Source organism: Paenarthrobacter sp. NPDC056912, assembly GCF_042786555.1.
GTDB lineage: Bacteria > Actinomycetota > Actinomycetes > Actinomycetales > Micrococcaceae > Arthrobacter.
Genome location: NZ_JBHUCD010000016.1, coordinates 93,209 through 115,729, shown reverse-complemented (window position 1 = coordinate 115,729; position 22,521 = coordinate 93,209). Strand labels below are relative to the sequence as shown.

Annotated in this window: 21 protein-coding genes and 2 tRNA genes; 12 read left to right on the top strand and 11 right to left on the bottom strand. The window is 62.7% G+C overall.

Translation table 11 applies throughout. From position 1 onward, the window contains the following. Positions 1-171: 171 nt before the first annotated feature. Entirely contained in the window at positions 172-1,896 is a 1,725-nt protein-coding gene (locus ACFRJ9_RS17430) for an ABC transporter substrate-binding protein (RefSeq protein ID WP_377670423.1), read from the bottom strand. 42 nt (positions 1,897-1,938) lie between these two features. Beyond that, positions 1,939-2,994, bottom strand: coding sequence for an ABC transporter permease (locus ACFRJ9_RS17425; RefSeq protein WP_377670420.1), 1,056 nt, complete (start codon positions 2,992-2,994; stop codon positions 1,939-1,941). 145 nt (positions 2,995-3,139) lie between these two features. Between ACFRJ9_RS17425 and ACFRJ9_RS17420 the strand changes: the two genes are divergently transcribed. Beyond that, a complete protein-coding gene (locus ACFRJ9_RS17420; protein ID WP_377670417.1) occupies positions 3,140-4,606 on the top strand; it encodes a chlorohydrolase family protein in 1,467 nt (488 codons plus the stop codon). Positions 4,607-4,640: 34 nt separating this feature from the next. Beyond that, positions 4,641-5,342 carry a GntR family transcriptional regulator gene (locus tag ACFRJ9_RS17415; protein WP_377670414.1) on the top strand — a complete coding sequence of 234 codons (702 nt, stop codon included), beginning with the start codon at positions 4,641-4,643 and terminating at the stop codon, positions 5,340-5,342. Between the two features lie 72 nt (positions 5,343-5,414). Here ACFRJ9_RS17415 and ACFRJ9_RS17410 read toward each other — a convergent pair whose 3' ends face one another. The 5 genes from ACFRJ9_RS17410 to ACFRJ9_RS17390 form a co-directional block, all read right to left on the bottom strand. Continuing rightward, positions 5,415-6,830, bottom strand: coding sequence for a DUF4032 domain-containing protein (locus ACFRJ9_RS17410; RefSeq protein WP_377670412.1), 1,416 nt, complete (start codon positions 6,828-6,830; stop codon positions 5,415-5,417). After that, positions 6,827-8,416, bottom strand: a complete 1,590-nt coding sequence (locus tag ACFRJ9_RS17405) for a beta-N-acetylhexosaminidase (protein WP_377670409.1) — start codon at positions 8,414-8,416, stop codon at positions 6,827-6,829. The genes ACFRJ9_RS17410 and ACFRJ9_RS17405 overlap by 4 nt, the downstream gene beginning before the upstream one ends. Before the next feature lie 159 nt (positions 8,417-8,575). Further along, positions 8,576-9,658, bottom strand: a complete 1,083-nt coding sequence (locus ACFRJ9_RS17400; protein WP_377670406.1) for an ABC transporter ATP-binding protein — start codon at positions 9,656-9,658, stop codon at positions 8,576-8,578. Between the two features lie 203 nt (positions 9,659-9,861). After that, complete coding sequence (gene otsB / locus ACFRJ9_RS17395; RefSeq protein WP_377670403.1) at positions 9,862-10,662, bottom strand: trehalose-phosphatase; 801 nt, start codon at positions 10,660-10,662, stop codon at positions 9,862-9,864. Then, positions 10,652-12,151: a trehalose-6-phosphate synthase gene (locus ACFRJ9_RS17390; RefSeq protein ID WP_377670400.1), complete on the bottom strand. Its 1,500-nt coding sequence runs from the start codon at positions 12,149-12,151 to the stop codon at positions 10,652-10,654. The genes otsB and ACFRJ9_RS17390 overlap by 11 nt, the downstream gene beginning before the upstream one ends. Before the next feature lie 175 nt (positions 12,152-12,326). On the opposite strand from ACFRJ9_RS17390, the gene ACFRJ9_RS17385 reads away from it, so the two are divergent. The 8 genes from ACFRJ9_RS17385 to ACFRJ9_RS17350 all read left to right on the top strand — a co-directional run bounded on the left by ACFRJ9_RS17385 (position 12,327) and on the right by ACFRJ9_RS17350 (position 19,101). Next, on the top strand, positions 12,327-13,205 hold the full coding sequence (locus ACFRJ9_RS17385) for a DsbA family protein (protein WP_377670397.1): 879 nt from the start codon (positions 12,327-12,329) through the stop codon (positions 13,203-13,205). A gap of 218 nt (positions 13,206-13,423) precedes the next feature. Next, positions 13,424-13,500: transfer RNA gene (locus ACFRJ9_RS17380), tRNA-Thr, on the top strand. A 137-nt stretch (positions 13,501-13,637) separates the two neighbouring features. After that, complete coding sequence (locus ACFRJ9_RS17375) at positions 13,638-13,865, top strand: helix-turn-helix domain-containing protein (protein ID WP_377670394.1); 228 nt, start codon at positions 13,638-13,640, stop codon at positions 13,863-13,865. 173 nt (positions 13,866-14,038) lie between these two features. Continuing rightward, complete coding sequence (locus ACFRJ9_RS17370) at positions 14,039-14,224, top strand: hypothetical protein (RefSeq protein WP_377670391.1); 186 nt, start codon at positions 14,039-14,041, stop codon at positions 14,222-14,224. A 54-nt stretch (positions 14,225-14,278) separates the two neighbouring features. Continuing rightward, on the top strand, positions 14,279-14,875 hold the full coding sequence (locus ACFRJ9_RS17365) for a hypothetical protein (protein ID WP_377670388.1): 597 nt from the start codon (positions 14,279-14,281) through the stop codon (positions 14,873-14,875). Continuing rightward, complete coding sequence (locus ACFRJ9_RS17360; RefSeq protein WP_377670385.1) at positions 14,872-15,873, top strand: nucleotidyl transferase AbiEii/AbiGii toxin family protein; 1,002 nt, start codon at positions 14,872-14,874, stop codon at positions 15,871-15,873. The genes ACFRJ9_RS17365 and ACFRJ9_RS17360 overlap by 4 nt, the downstream gene beginning before the upstream one ends. A 686-nt stretch (positions 15,874-16,559) precedes the next feature. Continuing rightward, the gene (locus tag ACFRJ9_RS17355; RefSeq protein ID WP_377670382.1) at positions 16,560-18,746 is read left to right on the top strand and encodes a P-loop NTPase fold protein; all 2,187 of its coding nucleotides are present in this window, start codon (positions 16,560-16,562) and stop codon (positions 18,744-18,746) included. Between the two features lie 270 nt (positions 18,747-19,016). Continuing rightward, positions 19,017-19,101: transfer RNA gene (locus tag ACFRJ9_RS17350), tRNA-OTHER, on the top strand. A gap of 55 nt (positions 19,102-19,156) precedes the next feature. Here ACFRJ9_RS17350 and arr read toward each other — a convergent pair. Further along, positions 19,157-19,567, bottom strand: coding sequence for an NAD(+)--rifampin ADP-ribosyltransferase (gene arr, locus ACFRJ9_RS17345; RefSeq protein WP_377670379.1), 411 nt, complete (start codon positions 19,565-19,567; stop codon positions 19,157-19,159). Positions 19,568-19,604: 37 nt separating this feature from the next. Further along, on the bottom strand, positions 19,605-20,186 hold the full coding sequence (locus tag ACFRJ9_RS17340; protein WP_377670376.1) for a hypothetical protein: 582 nt from the start codon (positions 20,184-20,186) through the stop codon (positions 19,605-19,607). A gap of 20 nt (positions 20,187-20,206) precedes the next feature. Between ACFRJ9_RS17340 and ACFRJ9_RS17335 the strand changes: the two genes are divergently transcribed. Further along, on the top strand, positions 20,207-20,755 hold the full coding sequence (locus ACFRJ9_RS17335) for a TOPRIM nucleotidyl transferase/hydrolase domain-containing protein (RefSeq protein WP_377670373.1): 549 nt from the start codon (positions 20,207-20,209) through the stop codon (positions 20,753-20,755). Positions 20,756-20,826: 71 nt separating this feature from the next. On the opposite strand, the gene ACFRJ9_RS17330 is transcribed toward ACFRJ9_RS17335, so the two are convergent. Then, positions 20,827-21,204 (bottom strand): response regulator transcription factor, encoded by a 378-nt coding sequence (locus ACFRJ9_RS17330; RefSeq protein ID WP_377670370.1) that lies wholly within the window; start codon positions 21,202-21,204, stop codon positions 20,827-20,829. A 163-nt stretch (positions 21,205-21,367) separates the two neighbouring features. On the opposite strand from ACFRJ9_RS17330, the gene ACFRJ9_RS17325 reads away from it, so the two are divergent. Next, positions 21,368-21,829, top strand: coding sequence for a GatB/YqeY domain-containing protein (locus ACFRJ9_RS17325; RefSeq protein ID WP_377670367.1), 462 nt, complete (start codon positions 21,368-21,370; stop codon positions 21,827-21,829). A 28-nt stretch (positions 21,830-21,857) separates the two neighbouring features. Here ACFRJ9_RS17325 and ACFRJ9_RS17320 read toward each other — a convergent pair whose 3' ends face one another. After that, complete coding sequence (locus ACFRJ9_RS17320) at positions 21,858-22,442, bottom strand: DUF72 domain-containing protein (protein ID WP_377670364.1); 585 nt, start codon at positions 22,440-22,442, stop codon at positions 21,858-21,860. Between the last annotated feature and the right edge of the window lie 79 nt (positions 22,443-22,521).

Here is a 22,521-nt window from a genome sequence, read left to right as displayed (position 1 = left end):
TCCTGTCTTTTCTGTGTTTTTTTTTTTTCAACCCCCCGGGCCCATCCCCCCCCACACCCCCCGGGGCCGTATTATAATTTTTTTTTTTGTTGGGGGGGGGGGGGCCCCCCGGGGGCCGGGGGCCCCCCGCTTCTCCTTCTGGACTATGCCCAAATAGTTTTCGAAGCCTGGTTAGTGCTCGACGCCGACGATCGAGAGGTCGATGCCGCCGAAGAAGTAACCCACCTGGGCGTTGCGGACGTTCGAACCCACCACGCTGTTGGTGTGGCTCCGGATGAGCGGGACGATCGGGTAGGTCTTCAATGCTGAGCCGAAGGCCTCGGACCACTTCTTGCCCAATTCCTCGGACGTTCCGTCGGCGCTGCGCAGTTCGAACATGGCCTTGGAGACCTGGGGATCGTAGTAACGCGACGTGTTGGAGAAGCCGTAGCTGGTGCCGTCATTGTTCGGTCCGAGCAGGGGATCGGCGGACGTACGGACAGACGCGGGGTCGGCACCGCCGCACCAGCCGGAGCGGCCCAGGTCAGGAAGCTGCTCGCTGGCCATGATCGAGTAGTAGTTCGGTGCAGGAATCGGAACCAGCTCAACGTCGATGCCCAGGGCCTTCAGGTTCTGCTGCACCACGGTGCCGGTGTTCTTGAAGGCGTCACGGTTGTTGGCGTAACCGTACGTGAGGGTCTTGGGGTAGTCCTTGCCTTCCAGGAGCTTCTTGGCTTCTTCCAGCTTGGGCTTGCCAGCGGGGTCCAGTTCCAGCTCGGTCTCCACATAGCCGCGCATCTTGGCGTTCAGGGGACTCTGTGTGATTTCGCCGAAGCGGCGTCCGCCGTACTGCACCAGGATGGACTGGCGGTCCAAGGCCAGGGCGATTGCCTTGCGGACGTCCGGGTCCTTGATCTTCTGCGTGTTCAGGCTCAGGACGTCATTGCAGCCGAGCAGGCCCGAAGCCACGCGGTCCTTGACCTTGGCATCTGCCAACTTGGCGGAATCCGAGGTCTGCAGTGCACCGTTGGAGTCGAGAGTGATGGCGTTCGGATCCGAGTCGGCGAGCAACTGCTGGCTGATGGTGGCCTGGGACGTGGACAACGAGAAGCTGAACGTGTCCGGCAGTGCCGAGCGGTTGGTGTCCGTGGCGGGATCCCAGTGCGGGTTCCGGACGAGCTTCAGGGACTTGCCGCGGTTGTACGACTCCACCATGTAGGGACCGGAGGAAACCGGGTGGTTGGTGTAGTCCAGCTTGGTGTCCTTGGCTTTCGGGACAGGAGCGGTGTTGGACCGTGAGGCCAGTGCCGGGAATTCAGCGAAAGGCTTCTTCAGGTGGAAAACAACGGTGCGCTCATCGGGCGTTTCCACTGCCTGAAGCACAGCGGCCGGGTCCTTGTACGGCCCCTTGTACCCGCCGGCGTCGAGCGCTGCATTCAATTCCTGCGGTGCCTGGGTGAACACATCCTGGGCGAAGGTACGCTCCACGCCGTACTTAATGTCTGCTGAGGTGATGGGCGTGCCGTCCTCAAACTTCACGCCTTCCTTGAGGGTGAACGTCCAGCTAAGTCCGTCATCGGAAACCTTGCCGGTGTCCGTGGCGAGGTCCGGGACCACTGTTGGCGGCTGGCCGGCGGTCTCCTTGGCCATGGTCAGCGTGCGGTAGTACAACTGACCGACGTTGGCCGTCTGGACGTAGTTGCTGTTTCCCGGGTCCAGGGTCTGGAAGTCCGAAGACATCAGGACGTTGACGTTGCCGCCCTTGGCGGTGAAACCGGACTTGACCACGTTGGGCGCAAGCTCCGTGACCGACTCTGCGGGCTTGGAATTGCCGGGCTGGTTCTGGCCGGCAGCACAGCCAGTGGCGGCCATGGCGATCAGCACGGAAAGCGCCAGTGCTCTCGTGGGGGTTTTCATGATGCTCCTCATAGGGGTTGGGTGAACGGAGATGAATGGGGGTTAGTGGCGCGAAGCCTTGGGGTCCAGTGCATCCCGGACGGCGTCGCCCAGGAGGTTGAAGGCCAGCACGGTGACGATCAGCATGATGCCGGGGACGGCCAGGAACCATGGGTCGCTGAGGTACCAGTTGCCGGATTGCGCAGCGTTGAGCATCTGGCCCCACGACGGTGTGGGGTCCTTGACGCCGACGCCCAGGAAGGACAGGGCTGCTTCAGCGGAGATATTCGTGGGGATCAGCATGGTGGCGTACACCAGGACGACTCCCATGACGTTGGGGATGATCTGCCGGAACAGGACGCTGAGGTGCGAGGCGCCAAAGGACCGGGCTGCTTCAACGAATTCGCGCTCGCGGAGGCTCAGTACCTGCCCCCGGACGATGCGGGCGAGGTACGCCCAGCCGAAGAAGCCCAGGATGATCACCAAGGACGCCATAGGCAGGAAGCTGCCTTCGCCCAGGGGAGTATCGCGGAGCCGGGATTGCAGGATGGGCGTCAGCGAGAGCACCAGCAGGAGGTGCGGGAACGCCAGGAACAGGTCCATGATCCTGCTGATGATGGCGTCGGTCTTGCCGCCGAAGTAGCCGGCCGCGGCGCCAAGCACCGTTCCCAGGACCACGGACACCGCCGTGGAAAGCAGGGCGATGGTCAGGGAGACCTGTCCGCCGTACGCAAGCCTGGCGAAGAGGTCGCGGCCAAGGCCGGGCTCGACGCCCAGCCAGTGCTGGGCGGACGGGTACATGTAGCCGGGGAGGGGAAGGCCGGGAGTCTGGAAGTCGTCCAGGACCTCGGGGCTGGTGTTGGAGGTGAAGGGATCGTTGCCGGACATCGCGCTGAGCACGGGGGCCAGGATGGCGAACAGCATGATCGCCACCACGACGCACAGGCTAAGGAGCGCGATCTTGCTGCGCTTGATCCTCAGCCACGCTGTGGCGAGCAAGGAACGCGCCTCCGCGGGGGCGGCGGCCTTGCTTTCCGGCGTCGTGGCCGAATCAGGCGGCGGACTGCCGGTGTTCGGTTCGACGGACTGTAACTGGGTCAACGGTTCTGCTCGTTTCATGATCCAGGGAGCTGGCTCCGTGAGTTCTTGTATACCAAAATAGACTAGAGCACGATTCATGCGATGTAAATCACAAATAATGTACTGTTTGGAATACCAGAGAGTAATTCGCAATGCCTTCGCCAGACAAGAAACAGGAGTTGCCGTGCCCACCAAGGTCACCGCCCGCTATGTACTGGGCTTTCACGACGGACGCCACGTGCTCATGGAGGACGCCTGCGTGGTCTACAGCGGCCACACCATCGAGTTCGTGGGCCACCACTTCACCGGCCCGGTGGACGAGGAGCGGCACTTGGGGGATGCCCTGCTGATGCCGGGCTTGATCGACCTCGACGCCCTGACGGACGTCGACCACCTCGTCCTGGACAGCTGGGCCGGTCCCGAGCAGGCCAAGGGCCACCAGTGGTCCGAGGATTACTTCCACAACAGCCGCGCGGACGTCTTCACCGCCGAGGAACGCCAGCAGATCCGCGAATACGCGCTGATACAACTGGTCCTCCACGGCATCACCACCTACATGCCCATCGCCTCCGAGGTGCACTCCGAATGGGCCGAACCTTTCGAGGAACTAGTGGGCATGGCGGAGACCAGCCGGCGGCTGGGCCTGCGCGGCTACCTCGGCCCGGCCTACCGGTCGGGCGTGAATGTGGTCCTTGAGAGCGGCGAACGGTCTGTGATGTTCGACGACGACCGCGGAGTACAGGGTCTCGCCGATGCCGTGCGCTTCATTGACCACGCAACGGAACTGAACGATCCCCTGGTCAACGGCGTCTTGCTCCCATGCCGCATCGAGACGCTGGACCTGGAACTGCTCAAGGCGACGGCCGCAGCCTCCACCGAGCGGGATGTGCTGGTGCGCCTGCACTCGCTGCAGGGCCTCGTCGAACGCGAGCTCATCCTGGACTGGCATGGCGTCACACCCCTGGAACTCCTGGACCAAGCGGGTTTGCTCAACGAGCGCCTCCTGATCCCGCACGCCACCTATACGGACAGGAACCCCGCAGTGCACGGCGAGGACCGGGGTGACCTGGCGCGGATCGCGGACAGCGGGGCCAGCATCATCCACTGCCCCCTGACGTCCATGCGGTACGGCAGCACCCTCGACTCCTTCAACGCGTACAAGGAAGCGGGCATCAACATCTCCTTGGGCACGGACTCTTTCCCGCCGGATTTGATCCGCGGCATTGATGCCGGAGTGCAGCTGGCCAAGATCCTGGCCGGCAGCAACGACGCCGGAGATGTCGCCGGTTACTTCGACGCCGCAACCTTGGGTGGAGCCCACGCCCTGCGGCGCCCGGACTTGGGCCGCCTTGAGCCCGGCGCGCAGGCTGACCTTGTGGCCTTCTCTTTGGGGGACATCCGCGACGGCGTCCACGACGACCCGCTCAGAACCCTCCTCCTCAACGGCACGGCCCGGCAGGCGGTGCTCTCCGTGGTGGCGGGACGGACCATCATGGCCGACGGATCGATCGACGGTGTTGACCTGGACTATTGGCGTTCCAAAGGCCAGGAACTGTTCGAGAAGATGCGCGGCGCGTACACAATCCGGGACGCCCGGAAGCGCCCGGCCGATGAGCTGTTTCCTCCCGTGTATGCTCGGTTGGAACGCTGACCGGCGCCGTCCGGCGAATGGGTCGGACACTGGCATGAAGGGAAGTTTGACAGTGGCTGAGGCGACGCCGGAAACGGGGAATGGCCGTGATGAAGAGGCCCGCGCGGAGAACGTCTACCAACTGGTGTTGGAGGGCATCGTCACGGGCACCTATGCCCAGGGCATGCGGTTGCGCGAACGGGAACTCTCGGAGCTGTACAACGTGTCCCGCATCCCGGTCCGGGAGGCCATACAACGGCTTGAACAGGACGGTTTCGTAGCAACCTTCCCGCGCCGCGGCGCGGTGGTCCGGCAACTGACCCTCACGGATGTCAATGAGCTGTTCGACCTCCGGCTCTGCCTGGAAACGTTCGCTGCCCGGATGGCGGCCACCCGCGTGGCCGAAGGCAGCGACGGCGGCCGGCTGGAGGAGCTGATGGACGCGTCCAAGGTTGCCATCGACGAGGACCGTACCGACGACGTCGCCCTGATCAGTGCCGAGCTGCACGCCGAAATCGTGCGCCTCTCCGGCAACAGGCTGCTGATCGAATCCGTGAAGCCGCTTTTTGGCCGGATGCGATGGATCTTCGGACTGGCGCACAACCGCAGCAACGAACTCCAACGCGAAGAGCACACGGAGCTATGCAACGCGATCCTCAAGGGCCGTCCGGACCTGGCGTACTCGTTGGCTTACTCGCACATCGAGCTGGGCCGCGAACCAGTCCTGGCGGGCCTCGCGGAAACCCTGGAACCCTAGCCCAAAGTACTCGAAAGAAGCCCGACGCCGGCACTCACGTGAGTGCCGGCGTCGGGTTCTCTGCAGTGGGTGTTAGTCGTCGGCGTCCGGGTACTCGTCTTCGTCGTCGTACCGGCCGGATTCCTCCACCTCGACCTCAAGGATCTTGAGCATCTCGGTGTCCGGGTTCAACATGATGGCTGCCTCGTCCCGGCGGTGCTGCAGGACTGAATCCAGGTAGGACTGCACGGTTTCCGCCAACGGGACGTAACGGTCCTGCTTCTGGCTCATGTACCAGCGGTGTTCCAAGACCTCGTGCACCACTTCCGCCGGCTCCAGTTTCCCGGCCAAGTGCCTCGGAATGGAGCGGACGATCGGTTCGAAGATCTGGCTGACCCACGCGTGCGCACTGATTTCCTCGTCCAAGTCCGGATTGTTGTCCGCCCGGAACTGGTCCATGTCATTGAGGAGGCGTCGAGCCTGGTTCTCCTGAGCGTCCAGGCCGGTCAGGCGAAGCAAGCGGCGCTGGTGATGTCCGGCGTCGACCACCTTTGGCTGGAGCTGGATGGTGGAGCCATCCGCCGTGGTCTTGATGGCGTATTCCTCCACGTCGAAGCCGAGCTCGTTGAGCCGCCGGATGCGGGCGCCCACACGCCAGCGTTCGCCCAGCTCAAAGGATTCCTTCTCCGTGAGTTCGGTCCAAAGCCGGCGGTAGCTGTCCATGATCAGCTCACTGGTGGCCACCGGATCAACCTTCTCCTCAATGAGACCGCCATCCAGCAGGTCCATCAGTTCGCCTGCAATGTTCACGCGGGCAATCTCGAGATCGTATTCGCGCTGGCCCATGGACAGGTCCGGGTAGAGCTCACCCGTTTCAGCGTCCACCAAGTAGGCGGCGAAAGCACCGGCATCGCGACGGAACAACGTGTTGGAGAGGGAGACATCGCCCCAGTAGAAACCAATGAGGTGCAAGCGGACCAACAGCAGTGCCTGCGCGTCAATGAGTCGGGTCAGGGTGTCCTTGCGCAGCATCTGCGAGAACAGCGCACGGTACGGCATGGAGAACTTCAGGTGCCGGGTGACCAGCACGGGGTTGAGCGGTTTGCCGTCCGCAGTGGTCCGGCCGGTAATGACCGCCACCGGTTCCACACACGGAACGTCCAGCCGTGCCAGCTTCCGCAGCATGTGGTATTCGTGGCGGGCAACATGCTCGGACGTTTCCTTGATGGCAATGACCGAACCGCCAAGGTGGGCGAAGCGCACAATGTGCCGGGAAATACCGCGGGGGAGCGCGGCCAGGTTCTCTGCGGGCCAGTCCTCCAAAGCGATGTGCCAGGGCAGGTCCAGCAACTCCGGATCCGCCGCGGCCGCAGTGATGTTCAGGGAACCAATGACACTCGCGGGAGGAGCCGTGTCCTGCGCGCTGGCCGCTTCGGTCCTGGGGAGCTTGCCGATCTGCCCGTAATCGGTGGGTTCGTCGTGCCACTGGGCTTCGTTTTGCTCGCTCATGCCTCAATTGTTCCGTACCCGGGCTTATTGCCTGTCATCGTTTCCTGGAACGGCCATTCAGGTTTCGCGGACCACTCGACGTCGGGCGCTTCCTGGAACGCCACACCTTGCTTGGCGAGCCGCTCACCGAAGGCCCCGAGCCGACGTCGGAAGTCACCGGTGTTCCTGGCCTCCTGGGCGGACCAGGCGACTTCTGCCAAGGAGACAGCCCTCGGGTACAGGAGCCAATAGGCCTGCTGGTTGTTGCGTACAGTTTCGGTCCACAGCGGGCCTTCGACGCCGAGGATCTGGTGATCCTGCAAGCCACCTTGGGCAGGGTCCCAGTTGTAGTACTCGGACCAGGTGAACGGCCCGCCTTCCACCCATTCGAGCCCGACGGGGCTGGATTTGTCGTATTTCTGGTCCAGGTAGGTGTTGGCTGCGGGGGACATGATCACGCTGGAGGCCCCGCTGTCAGCCCGGCGAACCACGGGCGCCAGGTCTCCGTGCCAGTACTGCACCACGGCACCGTCCGGAAGCCCGGCGTCGGCGTATTCGTTCCAGCCCACTACCGTCTTGCCTGTCTCCGTGCCGATCCGCGCGAACTCCTGGACCATGGCGATGTAGTTATCGTGTCCCGTGACATGGGCTTCGTCACCACCGATGTGCAGGAACGGGCCCGCCGTGATTTCCGCGAGCTGGCCCAGGACTTCCCGCACGAACTCGTACGTGGCGGGGAGGGCGGCATCCAGGGTTGACCAGCCAACCTCGGAGGTGGAGCTCATGGGCTTGGCAAGGCCGTCCGGGTTGAGCTGGGGGATCGCAGCGAGGGCGGCGTTGACGTGGCCTGGAAGATCGACCTCCGGGACCACCAACACGTTCTTTGTGGCGGCGTAGGCCTGGATCTCCTTGAAATCCTGTTGCGTGTAGAAGCCGGAGTTGCCGCGCACAGGCACCGCAGTGGGCACTTCCACCGCTCCGTGCCCGCCAACGGCCGTGAGCTTGGCGTAGTCAAGACCGGACGGGTTTTCCTTCGGGGCATGGATTTCGATACGCCAGGCCTGGTCGTCCGTGAGGTGAAGGTGCAGGGCGTTGAGCTTGAACTGCGTCATCACGTCAATCTGCTTCTTCACCTCCTCCACGGTGAAGAAGTTGCGGGCAACGTCCAGCATGAGGCCCCGGTACGCGAAACGCGGAGCGTCCAGGATTTCGACGGCGGGAATCACCCAGCTGCCGTCGCCTTCCTTGGGGTTGGTGTCCTCGATGGAGGAAGGGAGCAGTTGCCTCAGCGTCTGGACTGCGTTGAAGAGTCCTGCGTTGCTGCCGGCCGTGAGCTGGATCCCGCCTTCGGTGACCGTCAGTGCGTAGGCCTCCGGGCCGCCGTCGAACGTTTCCACCAACTGAAGGGCGATATCCCCGGTACGGGTGTCGGCAACGATCGGCACATCGAAACCGGTGCCGCGGCGCAGCAGCGAGGCGAGCTGCTCAGCTACCGGCACGGTTGAGTCATTTCCTGCGATCCGTGCTGCAGCTGCAAGCGTGAAGGCGGGGCTGTCCAGGAGCTCGACATGGGAGGGGCGGGGGATCAGGTTATCTGTCGTGTTCATGCCGTTCTTCCGGGAGAAAGGTTAACGCGAGAGCGGCCCGACCGGGAGGGGTCGGGCCGCTATCACAATGCGGAACTTACAGACGCGGTAGCGCCGGGATGGGCCCACGCCGGCAGGGTTCCCTGGCCGAGCGAAGCGAGGCTAGGGTGCCGGTGGGGACTAGTCGCCGAGGCGGAGGCCCGTCTTGGTGTCGAACAGGTGCACGTGGCCGGACTGCGGGCGAACGAAGATGGACTCACCCTTCATCGGGGGGCGACGACCATCGACGCGTGCAACGATGTCGTGGCTCTTGCCGTCGAGGATGGTGTGGCCGTAAACGTAGGCGTCGGCGCCGAGTTCTTCGACGACGTCAACCTCAACCTGCAGGCCTTCGCCGTTACCGACGGTCTCCAGGTCTTCCGGACGTGAACCAACCGTGACGGTCTGGCCGTGTGCTTCTTCGAGGACATCGCGCGGCACGGGGTAAACGGTTCCGCCGAACTGGACGCCGCCGTCAACCACCGGCAGTTCCAGCAGGTTCATGGCAGGGGAGCCGATGAAGCCTGCAACGAAGACGTTCTTGGGCTTGTCGTAGAGGTTGCGCGGGGTGTCAACCTGCTGCAGCAAGCCGTCCTTCAGGACTGCGACGCGATCGCCCATGGTCATGGCCTCGACCTGGTCGTGCGTCACGTAAACCGTGGTGACACCGAGGCGGCGGGTCAGGGATGCGATCTGCGTACGTGTCTGAACGCGGAGCTTGGCGTCAAGGTTGGAAAGCGGCTCATCCATGAGGAAGACCTGCGGGTTACGGACGATTGCACGGCCCATGGCAACACGCTGGCGCTGACCACCGGAGAGTGCCTTCGGCTTGCGGTCCAGGTAAGCCTCAAGGTCAAGGAGCTTGGCGGCTTCGCGAACACGCTCGGCGCGCTCTTCCTTGGAAACGCCGGCGATCTTCAGGGCGAAGCCCATGTTGTCCGCAACAGTCATGTGCGGGTACAGGGCGTAGTTCTGGAAGACCATTGCGATGTCGCGGTCCTTCGGCGGAACATCCGTGACGTCGCGGTCACCGATCAGGATACGGCCGGCGTTCACGTCCTCAAGACCTGCGAGCATGCGCAGCGAGGTGGACTTACCGCAACCGGAGGGTCCAACGAGGACCAGGAATTCGCCATCGGCGATGTCGATGTTGAGCTTATCGACGGCGGGCTTATCTGTGCCCGGGTACAGACGCGTAGCGTTATCAAAAGTAACTGTAGCCACAGTTATCAATCCCTTCACCGGCAGGTACGTGCCGGACGATCCGTTGTGAATGGTTCATTTTGTTCAGTTGAACTCCCCGGCCAATGGCCGGGGAGGATCGTGTGACGTCGCACGGTACTGTGCGTCACATCACATCCAAGAGTATGTCAGACTTTTGGACGAACTACCTAAATGTTACGAACGTCACATGTTGCGCTCATCACCTACGGGGTCGAGGTGGTTGCCCGGCGGCGTTCCCGCAGCAGGGCTTCCAGCAGCTCCGCGACGTGTACGGGTGCCTCCACGCGGTACTGCGCCTGCGTGAAGTCGAGCCCCACTTTGACGCCAACGTCACCGCGCATGAGCCTGCCCAGTGCGTCCTCATCCGTCACGTCGTCGCCTGCAAACAAGATGGCAGTGGCGCCGGTCGCCTGGCGGAGGAACTCCACGGCCTCACCCTTGGAGGCGTGGACCACGGATGTCTCCAGCACCCTCTTGCCCGTTTTCAGGTAGACGCCGGGGTACTCGCGCAGAACCCGCGTTGCGGCTTCGACGGCGTCCTCCGCAACATCGTCGTTCGCGAGCCTCGTGTGGAGCACGACGCCGGCGGGCTTGTGTTCGAGCAACGTCCCCGGAGCGACACTCACGATTTCCGCCAGGACCTCGCGGACGGAGTCCAGCTTGGCGCGTTGCTCCTGATCCAGCTCCAGGCCCAGGGATCCTTCCCCAAGCCACACTTCGGCTCCGTGGCTGCCGATCAGCAGTGTGCTCCCGGGAGGGGAGGCGACCAGCCGCAAACTGTCCAGCGCCCGGCCCGAGATGAGTGCCGTCGTCGTACGTGGAAGATCGGCCAGTGCCTCCAAAGCCGCTGCCGAGCGGGGAAGGGGACGCGCATCCTCAGCGCGGTCCACGATAGGGGAGAGGGTGCCGTCAAAGTCCAGAGCCACCAGGAGCTGGTCCGTAGCGGCGATGTCCCGGACAGCCTCCAACAGTTCGGGGGACAGGGATAAATGCTCAGCTGTCATCGCGCACCACTTTTTCCTCCAGCGCGGCCAGGAACTCCGCAGACCAGTGATCGACGTCGTGGTCCAGGATCTGTTTCCGCATCAGCTTCATTCGGCGGCGTGCCTCCTTGGCCGGCATGTTGATGGCGCCCAGGATGGCGGACTTGAGTCCGTCGATATCGTGTGGATTGATCAGGAGCGCCTGCTTAAGCTGATCGGCGGCGCCGGCAAACTCACTGAGCACCAACGCGCCGTCATCCTGCGAACGGGCCGTGACGTATTCCTTGGCAACCAGGTTCATGCCGTCGCGCAGCGCCGTTACCAGCATGACGTCGGCTGCCAGGTACAAGGCCACCATCTCTTCCACGGGATAGCTGTGGTGGAGGTAGCGGACAGCAGTGTTCTGGATGGTGTCATAGGTGCCGTTGATATGGCCCACGGTGCCTTCGATTTCCTCGCGCAAGAGCCTATACTGCTCCACGCGTTCGCGGCTGGGGCTCGCCACCTGGATGAGCGTGGCGTCCTCCACCTTGATGCTGCCCTCGCGGAGGAGTTCCTCGAAAGCCTTGAGGCGGTGGCCGATTCCCTTGGTGTAGTCCAAGCGGTCCACGCCCAGGAGGATGGTGGTGGGGTTGCCCAGGTCCCTGCGGATCTGCTGGGCGCGCTCAATGATTTCCGGTGTGGCGGCGAGCTCACGGATCTGGTCGACGTCAATGGAGATCGGGAAGGCCTGCGCCCGGGCAATGTGCGTGACTTCGCCGTCCGGTCCCTTCACATGGACCTGCTGCTGCTTGACGCTGGCACCCAGGAAGCGGCGTGCCGAACGCATGAAGTTGCCGGCATCGCTGGGTCGCTGGAAGCCCAGGAGGTCCGCTCCCAGAAGGCCGTCGATGATCTCCCGGCGCCACGGCAATTGCGCGAAGATCTCCGGAGGAGGGAACGGGATGTGGTTGAAGAAGCCGATCTTCAGGTCCTGGCGGGCCTGGCGGAGCATGCGGGGGACCAGCTGGAGCTGGTAGTCCTGCACCCACACCGTGGCACCTTCTGCGGCATGGCGGATGACGGCGTCGGCGAACTTCTTGTTGACCTGCCGGTACGAGTCCCACCACGTACGGTGGAACTCCGGCGGAGCGATGACATCGTGGTACAGCGGCCAGATGGTCGAGTTGGAAAATCCTTCGTAATACATTTCCACTTCGTGGCTGCTGAGCTGGACCGGGACCAGGTCCATGCCTTCATGGCTGAAGGGGCGGACGGTTTCGTCCGGGGCGCCATGCCAGCCCACCCAAGCGCCGTCGGACTTGGTCATCATCGGCGCGAGCGCCGTGACAAGTCCGCCGGGCGAACGACGCCAGCCGTTGCCGTCGTCGTCGCCGTCACTGCTGAAGCGATCGACGGGCAGCCTGTTCGAGACCACCATGAAATCGAACTTGGTCGCCGTTGGCTTCCTGGTTGGGGAGGCCTTGGCGCCTTGTTCGGTCCTGAGTTTTTCGCTTGCCGGTTCCTGCATTAATGCTCCCTGGGGTTGCTGTGACTCAGCTCCCAGCCTACCGGCGGAATCTTCCCGGGCACTTGATCGTTCAACAACCGGGTTCGTGGGACACGGGCAAGCTCCAAGTTGGCTCCCGTAAACTGTCCCCGTTGCCCTAGCTATGCCCTACGACGTCGAGTACCCCGAGGAACTGATGAGCACCGCAAACGAACCCCGCCTGTCCAAGGCTGAACGCACCGCCCAGGCACGGGAGAAAGCGCGCGAAATCCGCGAAGCACAGCTGAAGAAGGAGAAGCGCAACAAACTCCTTATCGGTTGGGGCATCGTGGTGGCCGTAGTGGCAATCCTCGCCATCATCGCCCTTGTGGTGACCTCCAGCATCCAGAACAACGCACCCGTTGCGGACAGCGGACCGACGCCGGCCAACGGCAACGTGCACGGCGGCGTGACCCTGCTGGCCAACAGCGAAGTGGTCAAGTCCGAACCCGGCACTGTCAACGTGGCAGATGTTCCGTCCGCTCCGGCTACCAAGCCCGCCACCGTGACTGTCCCCGGCGGCGAAGCCGAGGCCGGCAAGCCCGTGAAGGTCATCGCCTACATCGACTTCATCTGCCCCGTCTGCAAGCGCTTCGAGACCACCTACGGTGAGTCGCTCACAAGCCTCCGCAACGAAGGCAAGATCTCCCTTGAGTACCGCCCCCTCGGCTTCCTGGACCAGCAGTCCACCACCAACTACTCCTCGCGCGCAGCCAATGCTGCCGCGTGCGTGGTGAACTCCTCGCCGGAAAAGTACGCCGACTTCTTCAACCTTCTCTTTGAGCGTCAGCCGGCCGAAGGCAGTGCAGGCATCTCGGATAAGGACCTGAAGGCGATGGCCACCGAGGTCGGTGCGGCCAACATTGACTCGTGCGTGGACAGCAAGCAGTTCCGTCCATGGGTGAAGGTGGCCACGCAGGAAGCTGCGGCAATCGGCATCACGGGCACCCCGACCGTCTTCATCGACGGCAAGCAGTGGGACGGCTCCACCGACTTGAACGCTGAGATCCAGACTGCGATCGACGCCAAGAAGTAAACCTGCCGAATTGACGACGGCGGCCGGTCACCTGGGGTGGCCGGCCGCCGTTGCTTTGTGCAAACCATGGTTGGGCAGGCATCCCGATACCGGCGAATTTCCATGACGGGGATGGTCTGGGCTACCCTTGTCTAGCGCCGTTTTTGACAACGCAGGCTAGCACCGTTTTTGACAACGCAGGCTAGCGTTGTTGTGCACCGCCCCGGTTGCCGGGGCACGCCTCCTTAGCTCAGTTGGCCAGAGCACCGCTCTTGTAAAGCGGGGGTCGTCGGTTCGAATCCGACAGGGGGCTCCACGAACCCCTTCATTCCGGCGATTTTGCCCGGAACGGAGGGGTTTTTCACGCGCGAAAACTGGACGCTACACGATTACACACGCTTTTAGCGAGACGGACGATGGCCCGTCGGCGATCGGTCTGCATAGGGGAAAACCATGCAGACCAGCAGGAAGACCTTGGGACCGGCAACGGACCAGGGCAATGCAGTACACCTTATGACCACGGCGGAAGTGGCTGTCTGGCTGCAGGTGGCTCCCAAGACCCTCCGGAACTGGCGCTCTGCCGGTCTCGGGCCGACGGCCCCTACGCTCCATGGCGTCGTTCGATACGATCGTGCCGCTGTCGTGGCCTGGATCGGCGAGAATTCGAAGGCTGCAGCCTGATGGGGCGTTCAAGCCTGCCGGTTGGCGCATGGGGAACGATCAGCGCCAAGAAAGACGCAGCGTCGGCAAAGTGGCGGGCCAGCAGTAAGTTCCGTGGCTAGGACGGTGTCACGCGGAGCTACAGCAAGTTCGGGTCGACCAATGACAAGGCAAAGAACGCTCTGCTGGTCTCCATGACGCAGCGCCAGCAAGAGAAAGGACGCCTGTCCAACAATCCCACCCTGAAGGACGTGGCAGAGATCTGGCTGTCAAGCATCGAAGTTCCTCAAGTGGTGGCCGACGAAAGGGGAACATGGTCCCGGTCTTGGGAGATCGAGACGGCCCCGACGACCTACGCGGTGAGGGCGGCCCGGCGCTAGAAACGGGAGCAGAGAAGTTGCCCATTTGTCACGAACTCCGTATTGTTTTGTGACATGACCCCGTTCCCGAAGATGACTGCATCGGCCTACTTGGAGAAGATCCCCGTGCGGACCTACGTGCGCGCCGGCGACCTCCCGGGTTCCCCCGAGGCTTCCCGCGCCGCGCTCTCCCGTGCGGCCAAAGCCGGCAAGGTCGTCAAGGCTGCACGTGGACTGTACTTCAAAGGGCCCAAGACCCGCTTCGGCATGGCACGCCCCAACGCCTTGGACACTGCCTTGGAAGTAGTCGGAAAGGAAGGCACCGGCCCTTGCGGGTTCTCCGCCGCGCGCGCGTTAGGCCTCACCACCCAGGTTCCGGCGAAAGTCGAACTCGCCGTCACCGGCCCGGCCCCAGAAGGACTGGACGGCGTCAAGCTGCACACCCGGAACAACCCGGCCCGCCGGAAGCTCTCCTACCTGGACATCGCCCTGCTGGAGGTGCTGCGCGAACCGGCTGTCGTAGAGAGCGGCTGGACCGCACTGGTCAACGCCGCCCGGCTGTCGGTGAAGGAGAACCGTGTGCACCCGGACCTCATCGCTGCTGCGGTGCCCCGGGAGCGCCCCGAAGTCCGCACCCGGTGGAACGAGCTGTGCAAGGCTCTGGCAGTTTGACGCCCCTTCAGCTCCGCACCGAAGCGGATGACCTCGCTGCCCTCGTCGACGCCGCTGCCAGGGCGCGTGGCCTCCCACAGGCGTTCGTCGAGAAAGACTTCTGGGTCATCGAGGTGCTGCGCGCGGCGACTGCGAGCCGGACGGTCACAGACAAGAACAACACCGCCCTGCCGATCACCGCGGTCTTCAAAGGCGGCACGAGCCTGAGTCGCGGGTTCAGCATCATCGAACGCTTCTCAGAAGACGTGGACCTTCTGCTCGGCTTCCCTGACAACTGCTCCGCCGGGGCAAAGGACAAGGTCCTCAAAGACATCTGCACCGTCGTCGGCGACCGCTTGGGCCTCGGTCCGGAGAGCCTAGTCCTCGAAAACTCATCTAAGGGCGTGAAACGGAATATGCGCTACCACTTCCCGGCCGTTTATGGTGACCATGGGATCACCGAAGGCGTGCTGCTGGAGATGGGGACCCGCGGCGGGACCTTCCCGACCGAAACCAAGCACATCCGCTCCATCGCAGCGGAACACGCCCTTGAGGTCCTGGGGCAGGAGGAGTCGGAGTACGAGGAATACGCCGCGGTGACTGTTGAGGTGCTGTCCCCGGAGCGCACGCTGCTCGAGAAACTGGCTGCTGTCCACGATGCGGTCACCCGGCTCCCCGACGAAAGGGCCCATGTGGCACTGGAACGCGGCGGGCGGCACTTCTATGACATCCACTGCCTCCTGAACGATGACCGTGTCGTCTCCGCACTGTCTGCCGTCGGCCAAGTCGGTGTCGCTCGGCTGGTGGACGACATCGGGCATCACTCCGAGTCGGCAGGTTTTCCGTTTACAGAGCGCCCGGCAGACGGCTACGCCGCGAGCCGGGCCTTCACACCCGACCAGACGGCCATGCCTCACATGCAGAGCTCCTACGATCTGGCCACACGGCTGATCTACGGCAATGCGCCCACGCTGGAAGAATGCCTCGCCACGGCTAGGACAGCCTCCCATTTGATCTGACCGGGACGTGGAACATTCGTGCCCTTGGCGACCTGATCGCCAAGTGTCTGGCCGGCCCGAAGGATTCACCGAAGCGGGACTGGCACGCGGTGGCCTTCCTGGCGGCGGTCATCTCCCGGTTCGACGTCGTCGCCGTCTAAGAATCCCGCCGGAACCCGGCCGCCCTGAACGGGATACCGGCCGTCGGATCACAATCAGGACTGCCTTTGTGTCAATGGCGGACTGAAGCTCTACCGGGTCGATGTGTGGCCCGGAGGCCGCAGCCTCGATGTCCTTGATGTAGACGACGGCGGCCCCGGTGAGTGGATCGCACTTCGGACCGTGTTCATCTGGATCCAGGTGTCCAGCTTTGATGAGTCGATCTTCTTATCGGCGGGAATCTTCGACAGATACATGCCCCGACGTTATCGGAGAGACCTTGGCGCCGTGGTGACAGACTTGCTGCGTGCCGCGTCGGGTCCCTTACCATCGGCGGCTCGCCTGTCCGGACCCCTGAAGCGGCGGCCGCTTCCACGTATATGGATTCACGGGCGGAACGAGGTACGGCCGGGACTGCGGGACCAGCCAACTGCTGTCCGCGCTCTTTACCACGGGCTCCGGGGTGCAGCCCTCTCCGACGCACGCCGCGACCGCCGCCAGGGCTGATCGCAGAATTTCGAAGTTCGAGTACATGGGAGAATCGGCCCATGAATGTGACTCTCGATGGCTGGCTGAGCGATGACCCCATTTCCGGAGACACCCCCGAATCGGATTTGTTGGGGATGGAGGGCTTCGTGGAGTCGTCATTAGGGTTGCTGAAACGTATCCGCTCCCAGAGCGAGTCCTCGGTAATCGCGCTCATCGGACCGTGGGGAGCGGGCAAGACCAGTGTCTTGAACCTCCTCACCAACAAGCTGGCAGGAATTCCCGCCGAGGCTGGGAGCGATTGGGTTGTAGTCAACTTCAATCCTTGGCACTACCAAGACCTGCCATCTCTGCAGGACGGCTTCTTCCGTGAGCTCGACAAGTCGGTGCCATCCGGAAAATCGTGGAAAAGGGTCCGTAATTCGATTAGCGGATTCAGCCGATCCATCGCTCCGATTTCCAGCTTGGCGAGTCTCGCGGGCATCGATCCGTCCAAGGCGGTGGCGGGCGTAGCGGAGTTGATAGCTTCCGCGCCGAGCGTCGCAGAGTCCAGAAGAGGAGCAGAAATCGCTTTGCGCAAAGCCGGCAAACCGGTTCTCATGATCCTAGACGACCTGGATCGGCTGGCGCCTGAAGAGTTGCTGTTGGTCTTCAAGCTCATCCGGCTGATTGGGCGTTTGCCAAATATTTATTACCTTGTCTCCTACGACGAAGAGACCTTGCTCGACGTTTTGAGCCGCACGGGCCTAGTCGGCGCAGAGGACCCACGCCGGGCCATCAACTATCTCGAAAAGATCGTTCAGGTTCGGCTTGATCTTCCGCCATTACGGGCCGAGCAATCCTCGAGCTGGGTCGACGAGGCAGTCAATTCATTTGCGAGCAGGTTCAGCATCAGTCCTAGCTCCGAAGAGCTGAACCGTTTCACCCGGGCCTACCGGGGCCACATAAGGCACAGGTTGGACACGCCCCGGGCGATCAAGAGATATTTCGGTCAGATCGACGCTTTTTTCGATCAGGTCAGAGACGAGGTGGACTGGGTCGATTTCTTGCTCGTGTCTTGGCTCCGGACGGCCGAGCCGCTCGTTTACGACCTGATGATCGGGGAGCGGGACGAGCTGCTGGGCACATCCGATGCTGCTATGAACGCGCACGACCTGTTCGGAAATCGCGAGAAATACAGCAAAAATTACTGGTCGGCGAAGTTGACTGCCTCGCGTGTCTCGGAAAACCATGTTGATGGCGTGGCATACGTTCTCGGGCTGTTGTTTCCGCGGTTTCAGTCCGCGTGGCATGAGCCGCAGACAGAACACTCGTCTCGGGCGAAGGCTGGCCGGATCTCGAACCCCGACTACTTCGACCGGTTTGTTTCGTTTCAAGTACCCGAAGGCGACATTTCAGATGCGCTGGTCAGGGTTGCCTATCAGCAGATTATTGACGGTGTACCAGGTCCGCAATTGCTCCGCGTTGAGTCGGAGTTTGCGGCGAAGACGGACATCCTTGTAGATAAACTCGAGAATCTCTTCGAGGAGCGAAAGCTGGGTGGGGTGCAGCTGCTTGAATGGTTGGCTTCTCACTACAGTCTCCTAAGTGATGAATACGATCTCGTCACCCCAAGGACCCGAGTTCAATACGCTTCGCAACGGGTCTATCTTTCCCTTCCGGCGACAGACGTTGTGGCAGCACTTGAATCCGCTGCGCAGCATGAAGAAGGGCTGGCGCTTGCATCATTCTGGATCTACGCCGCGACAGGAACGGATCGGTTTCTTACCCGAGACACTCCTGAACGACTGGCAGCCCACGCTGATGCCCAAGTGAGATTTCTGAAGCTTGTCCAGGAAGAGTTCGACAGACACCGGAACCTGAGTCCGCTGGACTTCCCCGTTCACGTTTGGAACCTTATCTGGGACTGGATCAGGCTAGACGAGAATGGCGCGAGAATCTGGTTGCAGGCCGCCATCCGGGAAGGGGCATGGCCGATGCTCGACGTTGCAGGCAGCTTTGTGGTTGCACAATCGTCGGTGGGAAGCGCGGGCGCCAAACGAACGCTCCGAAGCCTTGAACTTGAAACACTGGACCGCATGGTCGGTCTGAACCGGGTCTACGAGTCCCTTCGCTCGGAAATTGAAGATGTCGATAGCTCGCCTCCGAACATTTCCGACATGACCCCGAATTCGCGACGTCAGTTCGCTCTCAAGATGCTCAAAAAGGAGCGGCTAGAGAGTCAGTCTGAGGGCGAGGGGTTCCTGTAGGGCGGACATTTCAGCGAGGATGCGCCACAACAGGTCCAGGCCATTCGGAATCTGCGCCACCGTATGTCCGGCCCCTTGGTCAAACCGATACCTGGGGTAGGCGTTCCACGGGGTGATTGTGAGTCGTAGGTCCGGGCCGGATACTCCATTCCGAGCCAGGAACGCCCAGTCACACGTCCAGGTTCGATCTCGGGGTCGAAATCCCGAGCGCAGACTTCAGGCTTCAAGCCTCACATGAAGTACACGTCATAGTTGCATGACCGCCGAGGGCGCGTAGTTGGCGTATACCGGCCGGCATCGCCCCCGGCGCCGCGATAAGCGGGGGTCGTCGGTTCGAATCCGACAGGGGGCTCCACGAACCCCTCCATTCCGGCGATTTCGCCCGGGACGGAGGGGTTTTTCGTGTCTTGTTAGTTGATGATTTCGCCGCGCTCGTCCGCAAGAAGTACGGCCAGCCGTTCCTTCCACGCCTGCAGTGCCTCGGGCGCAAGCCGTGTCCAGTCGGTGACTTCGCCCACCACCCTGAGCGGGGCAGCGCTGCGATATGAGCGGGTGGGGTTGCCGGGGAATTTCTTGTCGGTCACGTTGGGGTCGTCCTCGAACGGCCCGGTCGGCTCGACGGCGTAGACGCGCGGTTCGCCGTCGCCGGCCGCGAGTTCCGCAGCCAGTCCCGCTCCGTCCGGGAGGGCGGTGAAATAGATATGGTTCATCACGACTTCGGGACGGTAGTTCGACCGGAATCCCGCGCTCAGGAGATCACCGACCACAAGGTCGGCCTTCGTGCCGTGAAAGAACGGACCCGCGTCCAACGATTGGTTCACAGCTACAGCCTAAACCGAGGGCATCGCCGAAGACCCTCTAGCCGCTAAGAGCACGGATGAGGGTGTAGACAGCCAGCACGACCACTGCGAATCCGACCACCAAGTCAGTCCAGGTGGCCAGTGTTTCCTTTGCGTTCTTGTTCTTCTTCGGCACATGCAACATGCCGGCGATGAGGAGGAAGATGCCGCCGGCGAATCCAGCGGGCAGGGCCCAACCCGGCACGAGGGAGAGCAAGCCGGCGAGTCCCATACCGATATTGGCCGTCCCGAGTTCGCGTGCGAGTTGCTGCGCCTGAACACTCGGCGTGGCCGCGCCGAGAATGGCGGTGGTGGGCCCTTTGCCCGAGACCTGCGCGAGGCCAGCGACCAGCAGACGAGTGCCGACACCCCAAAACACCCACCATTTGCCGAAGACCAGCACCGGGTCGCCACCAACCAGGGCAAGCTCCAGCATGCCGGCGATGACGGGCAGCACGACTGTCTGTGCGATAACCAGGATGAAGTAGCCCATGGGTGTCAGTCCCTTCGCGTTCTGCCCGACAAGCAACAGGGTAGCGAGAACGTGGCCCTGCGGCGATGGCGCAAATCCCGGAAGCGATGCGGGGGCCGCGGCAGCCAAGCGTCGGACATACTGGTTTCATGCAGGCGACGACGGTTTTGGTCGAAGGCGAAAGTGACCGCTTGGCGGTGGAGACACTCGCCGTTCGACTTGGCCACGACCTGGCAGCGGAGCGGGTGTCCGTGGTGCCAATGGGCGGCGCGACCAGCATCATCCACTTCCTCGACCGCTACGGACCTAGCGGTGCCGACCACCGCCTCCTGGGCCTGTGTGATGCCGGGGAGTCGCGTGGAGTTGCCCGCGCGCTAGACAGGGCCGGTGTCGGGTCTGGTCCGCTGGCCGAACTTGGGTTTCACGTCTGCGATGCCGACTTGGAGGACGAGCTCATCCGCTGCCTTGGAGTCGATGCCGTGCTCGACGTCATCGCGGCTCAAGGTGAACTAGCATCATTCCGGCTTCTCCAACGTCAACCTTCACAGCGGGAGAGGACCGTTACCGCGCAGTTGCGCCGGTTTTTCGGAGGACGCAGCGGTAACAAAGTGAGATACGCGCCGCTGCTCGTTGAGGCGTTGCCCGCTGGGCATGCGCCCCCGCCACTTGCGCTCCTCGTTGCATCATTTTCAGGCTGATCCGGTGCTGAGATACCGTCCGCTGCTATCCAGAGCCAATGGGATGGTTGGACACGCGACTGAAGAACTGGTCACGAGGGCAGGCGTTGAGGGCAGAGTTCTTGGACGATGGACCTAAGCTGACTGGGCCGGAACGGCTTGATGAGGTAGGCCGTGGCACCGGCGGCCATTCCCTGGAGTTCGTCCTCGCGTTCGGCAAATGCTGTGATCATCACGATTGGAGCCATGGATACCTCACGGAGGCGTTGAGCGACGTCGCGTCCGTCCATGTCGGGCAGTCCCAGATCCAGGGTGATCAGTGCCGGGCGCAGCTTGGTGACGGCCAGCAACCCGCCGGATCCGGTTTCCTCTCCGTGGACCTCAAACCCTTCGCCGGTGAGAATCAACGTGATGAGGTCGCGAATGTCTGCGTCGTCCTCGATAACGACGCAAATCCCGCGTGAAGTCATAATGCCCCCAGCCCAATTTTCCACCCGATTCTACCCGCAAAGGGCTACAAGCCGCGCGGAATTGGCCTGGGGCACGGAAAGTCGCTGCTGAGCGAAGACAACAAGCCCTGCTTGTCAGCTTGAGCTGGGAAGATAGCAGGAGGAACCCGGAACAAGGAGCATCATGACACTCAAAGAACGCCTGAAAGCGGACGTCGTCGACCATATGAAGGCCGGCAACAAAGTCGCCCTGACCACTGTGCGAAACGTGCTGGGCGAAATCACCACCCGCGAGAAGTCCGGCAAGACGCCGGTGGAACTCGACGACGCCCAGGTCACCTCGCTGCTTCAGAAGGAAGCTGCAAAGCGCCGGGACACGGCCCGCATCTACACCGAAGCCGGTGAAGCGGACCGGGCAGCGGCAGAAGTCGCAGAGGCGGAGATTATCGAGGCCTACCTTCCCAAAGCGCTCACCCGTGAAGAGGTGGAAGCAATCGTGGACGAGGCCATCGCTGCTCTGAAAGCGGACGGTCAGGAACTCTCGATGCGTTCCATCGGGGCCGTCATGAAGCCGGTCACCGCGAAGGTGGCAGGTCGCTTCGATGGCAAGACCGTCAGCGAGATTGTTCGCGGACGCCTGGCCTGACCGTCACCGGCCGCCTCAGCAACTCAGTTCACCCGAGCAGCCACCGCAAAGTGTCCGCATTACGCACGGCGTTACCACCGCCGTCGTTGTTGAAATAGACGTAGACGTCCTTGCCGGAGCCGCTCCACTCGTGGATCCTGTCAGCCCACCATCGTAAGTCGTCGTCGGAGTACGAGCCGCCGTATAGGTGCTGGTGATCCGGGCCGTGCAGTCGAACATAGACGAACGGCGCGGTGGCCCGCAGGATGCAGGGCAGGTTGGCGCCGCTCATGATGCAGTAGCCCGCCCCGTGACGCTCCAGCAGTGAATACCCATCGGGGTGGTCCCAACTGTCATGCCGGAACTCAACGGCAACGCGGATCCATGGGGGCATGGCGGCCAGGAAATAGTCCAACCGGGCGTCGTCGCGGGCCAACCCGGGTGGGAGCTGGACCAGCAGCACGGCCCGTTTGTCGCCAAGCTCGTGCCAGCGGTAGAAACTCGCGTTGAGCTCCACCGTGGTGAACCTCGCAACGTAGTGGGCCAGGCGTTTGGATGGCTGTAGGTCCGGGGGATAGAGCACGTTCTCCCAGTGGTCGTAGCTCCAGCCCGACGTGCCGATGTGGATGCCCATGGTGTGGATGGTAGCCGGTTTCCGACGGTCTCGGCTGGGCGGGTTTTGAGGATGGTAGTGCCGTGCGGCACGCCCTCCG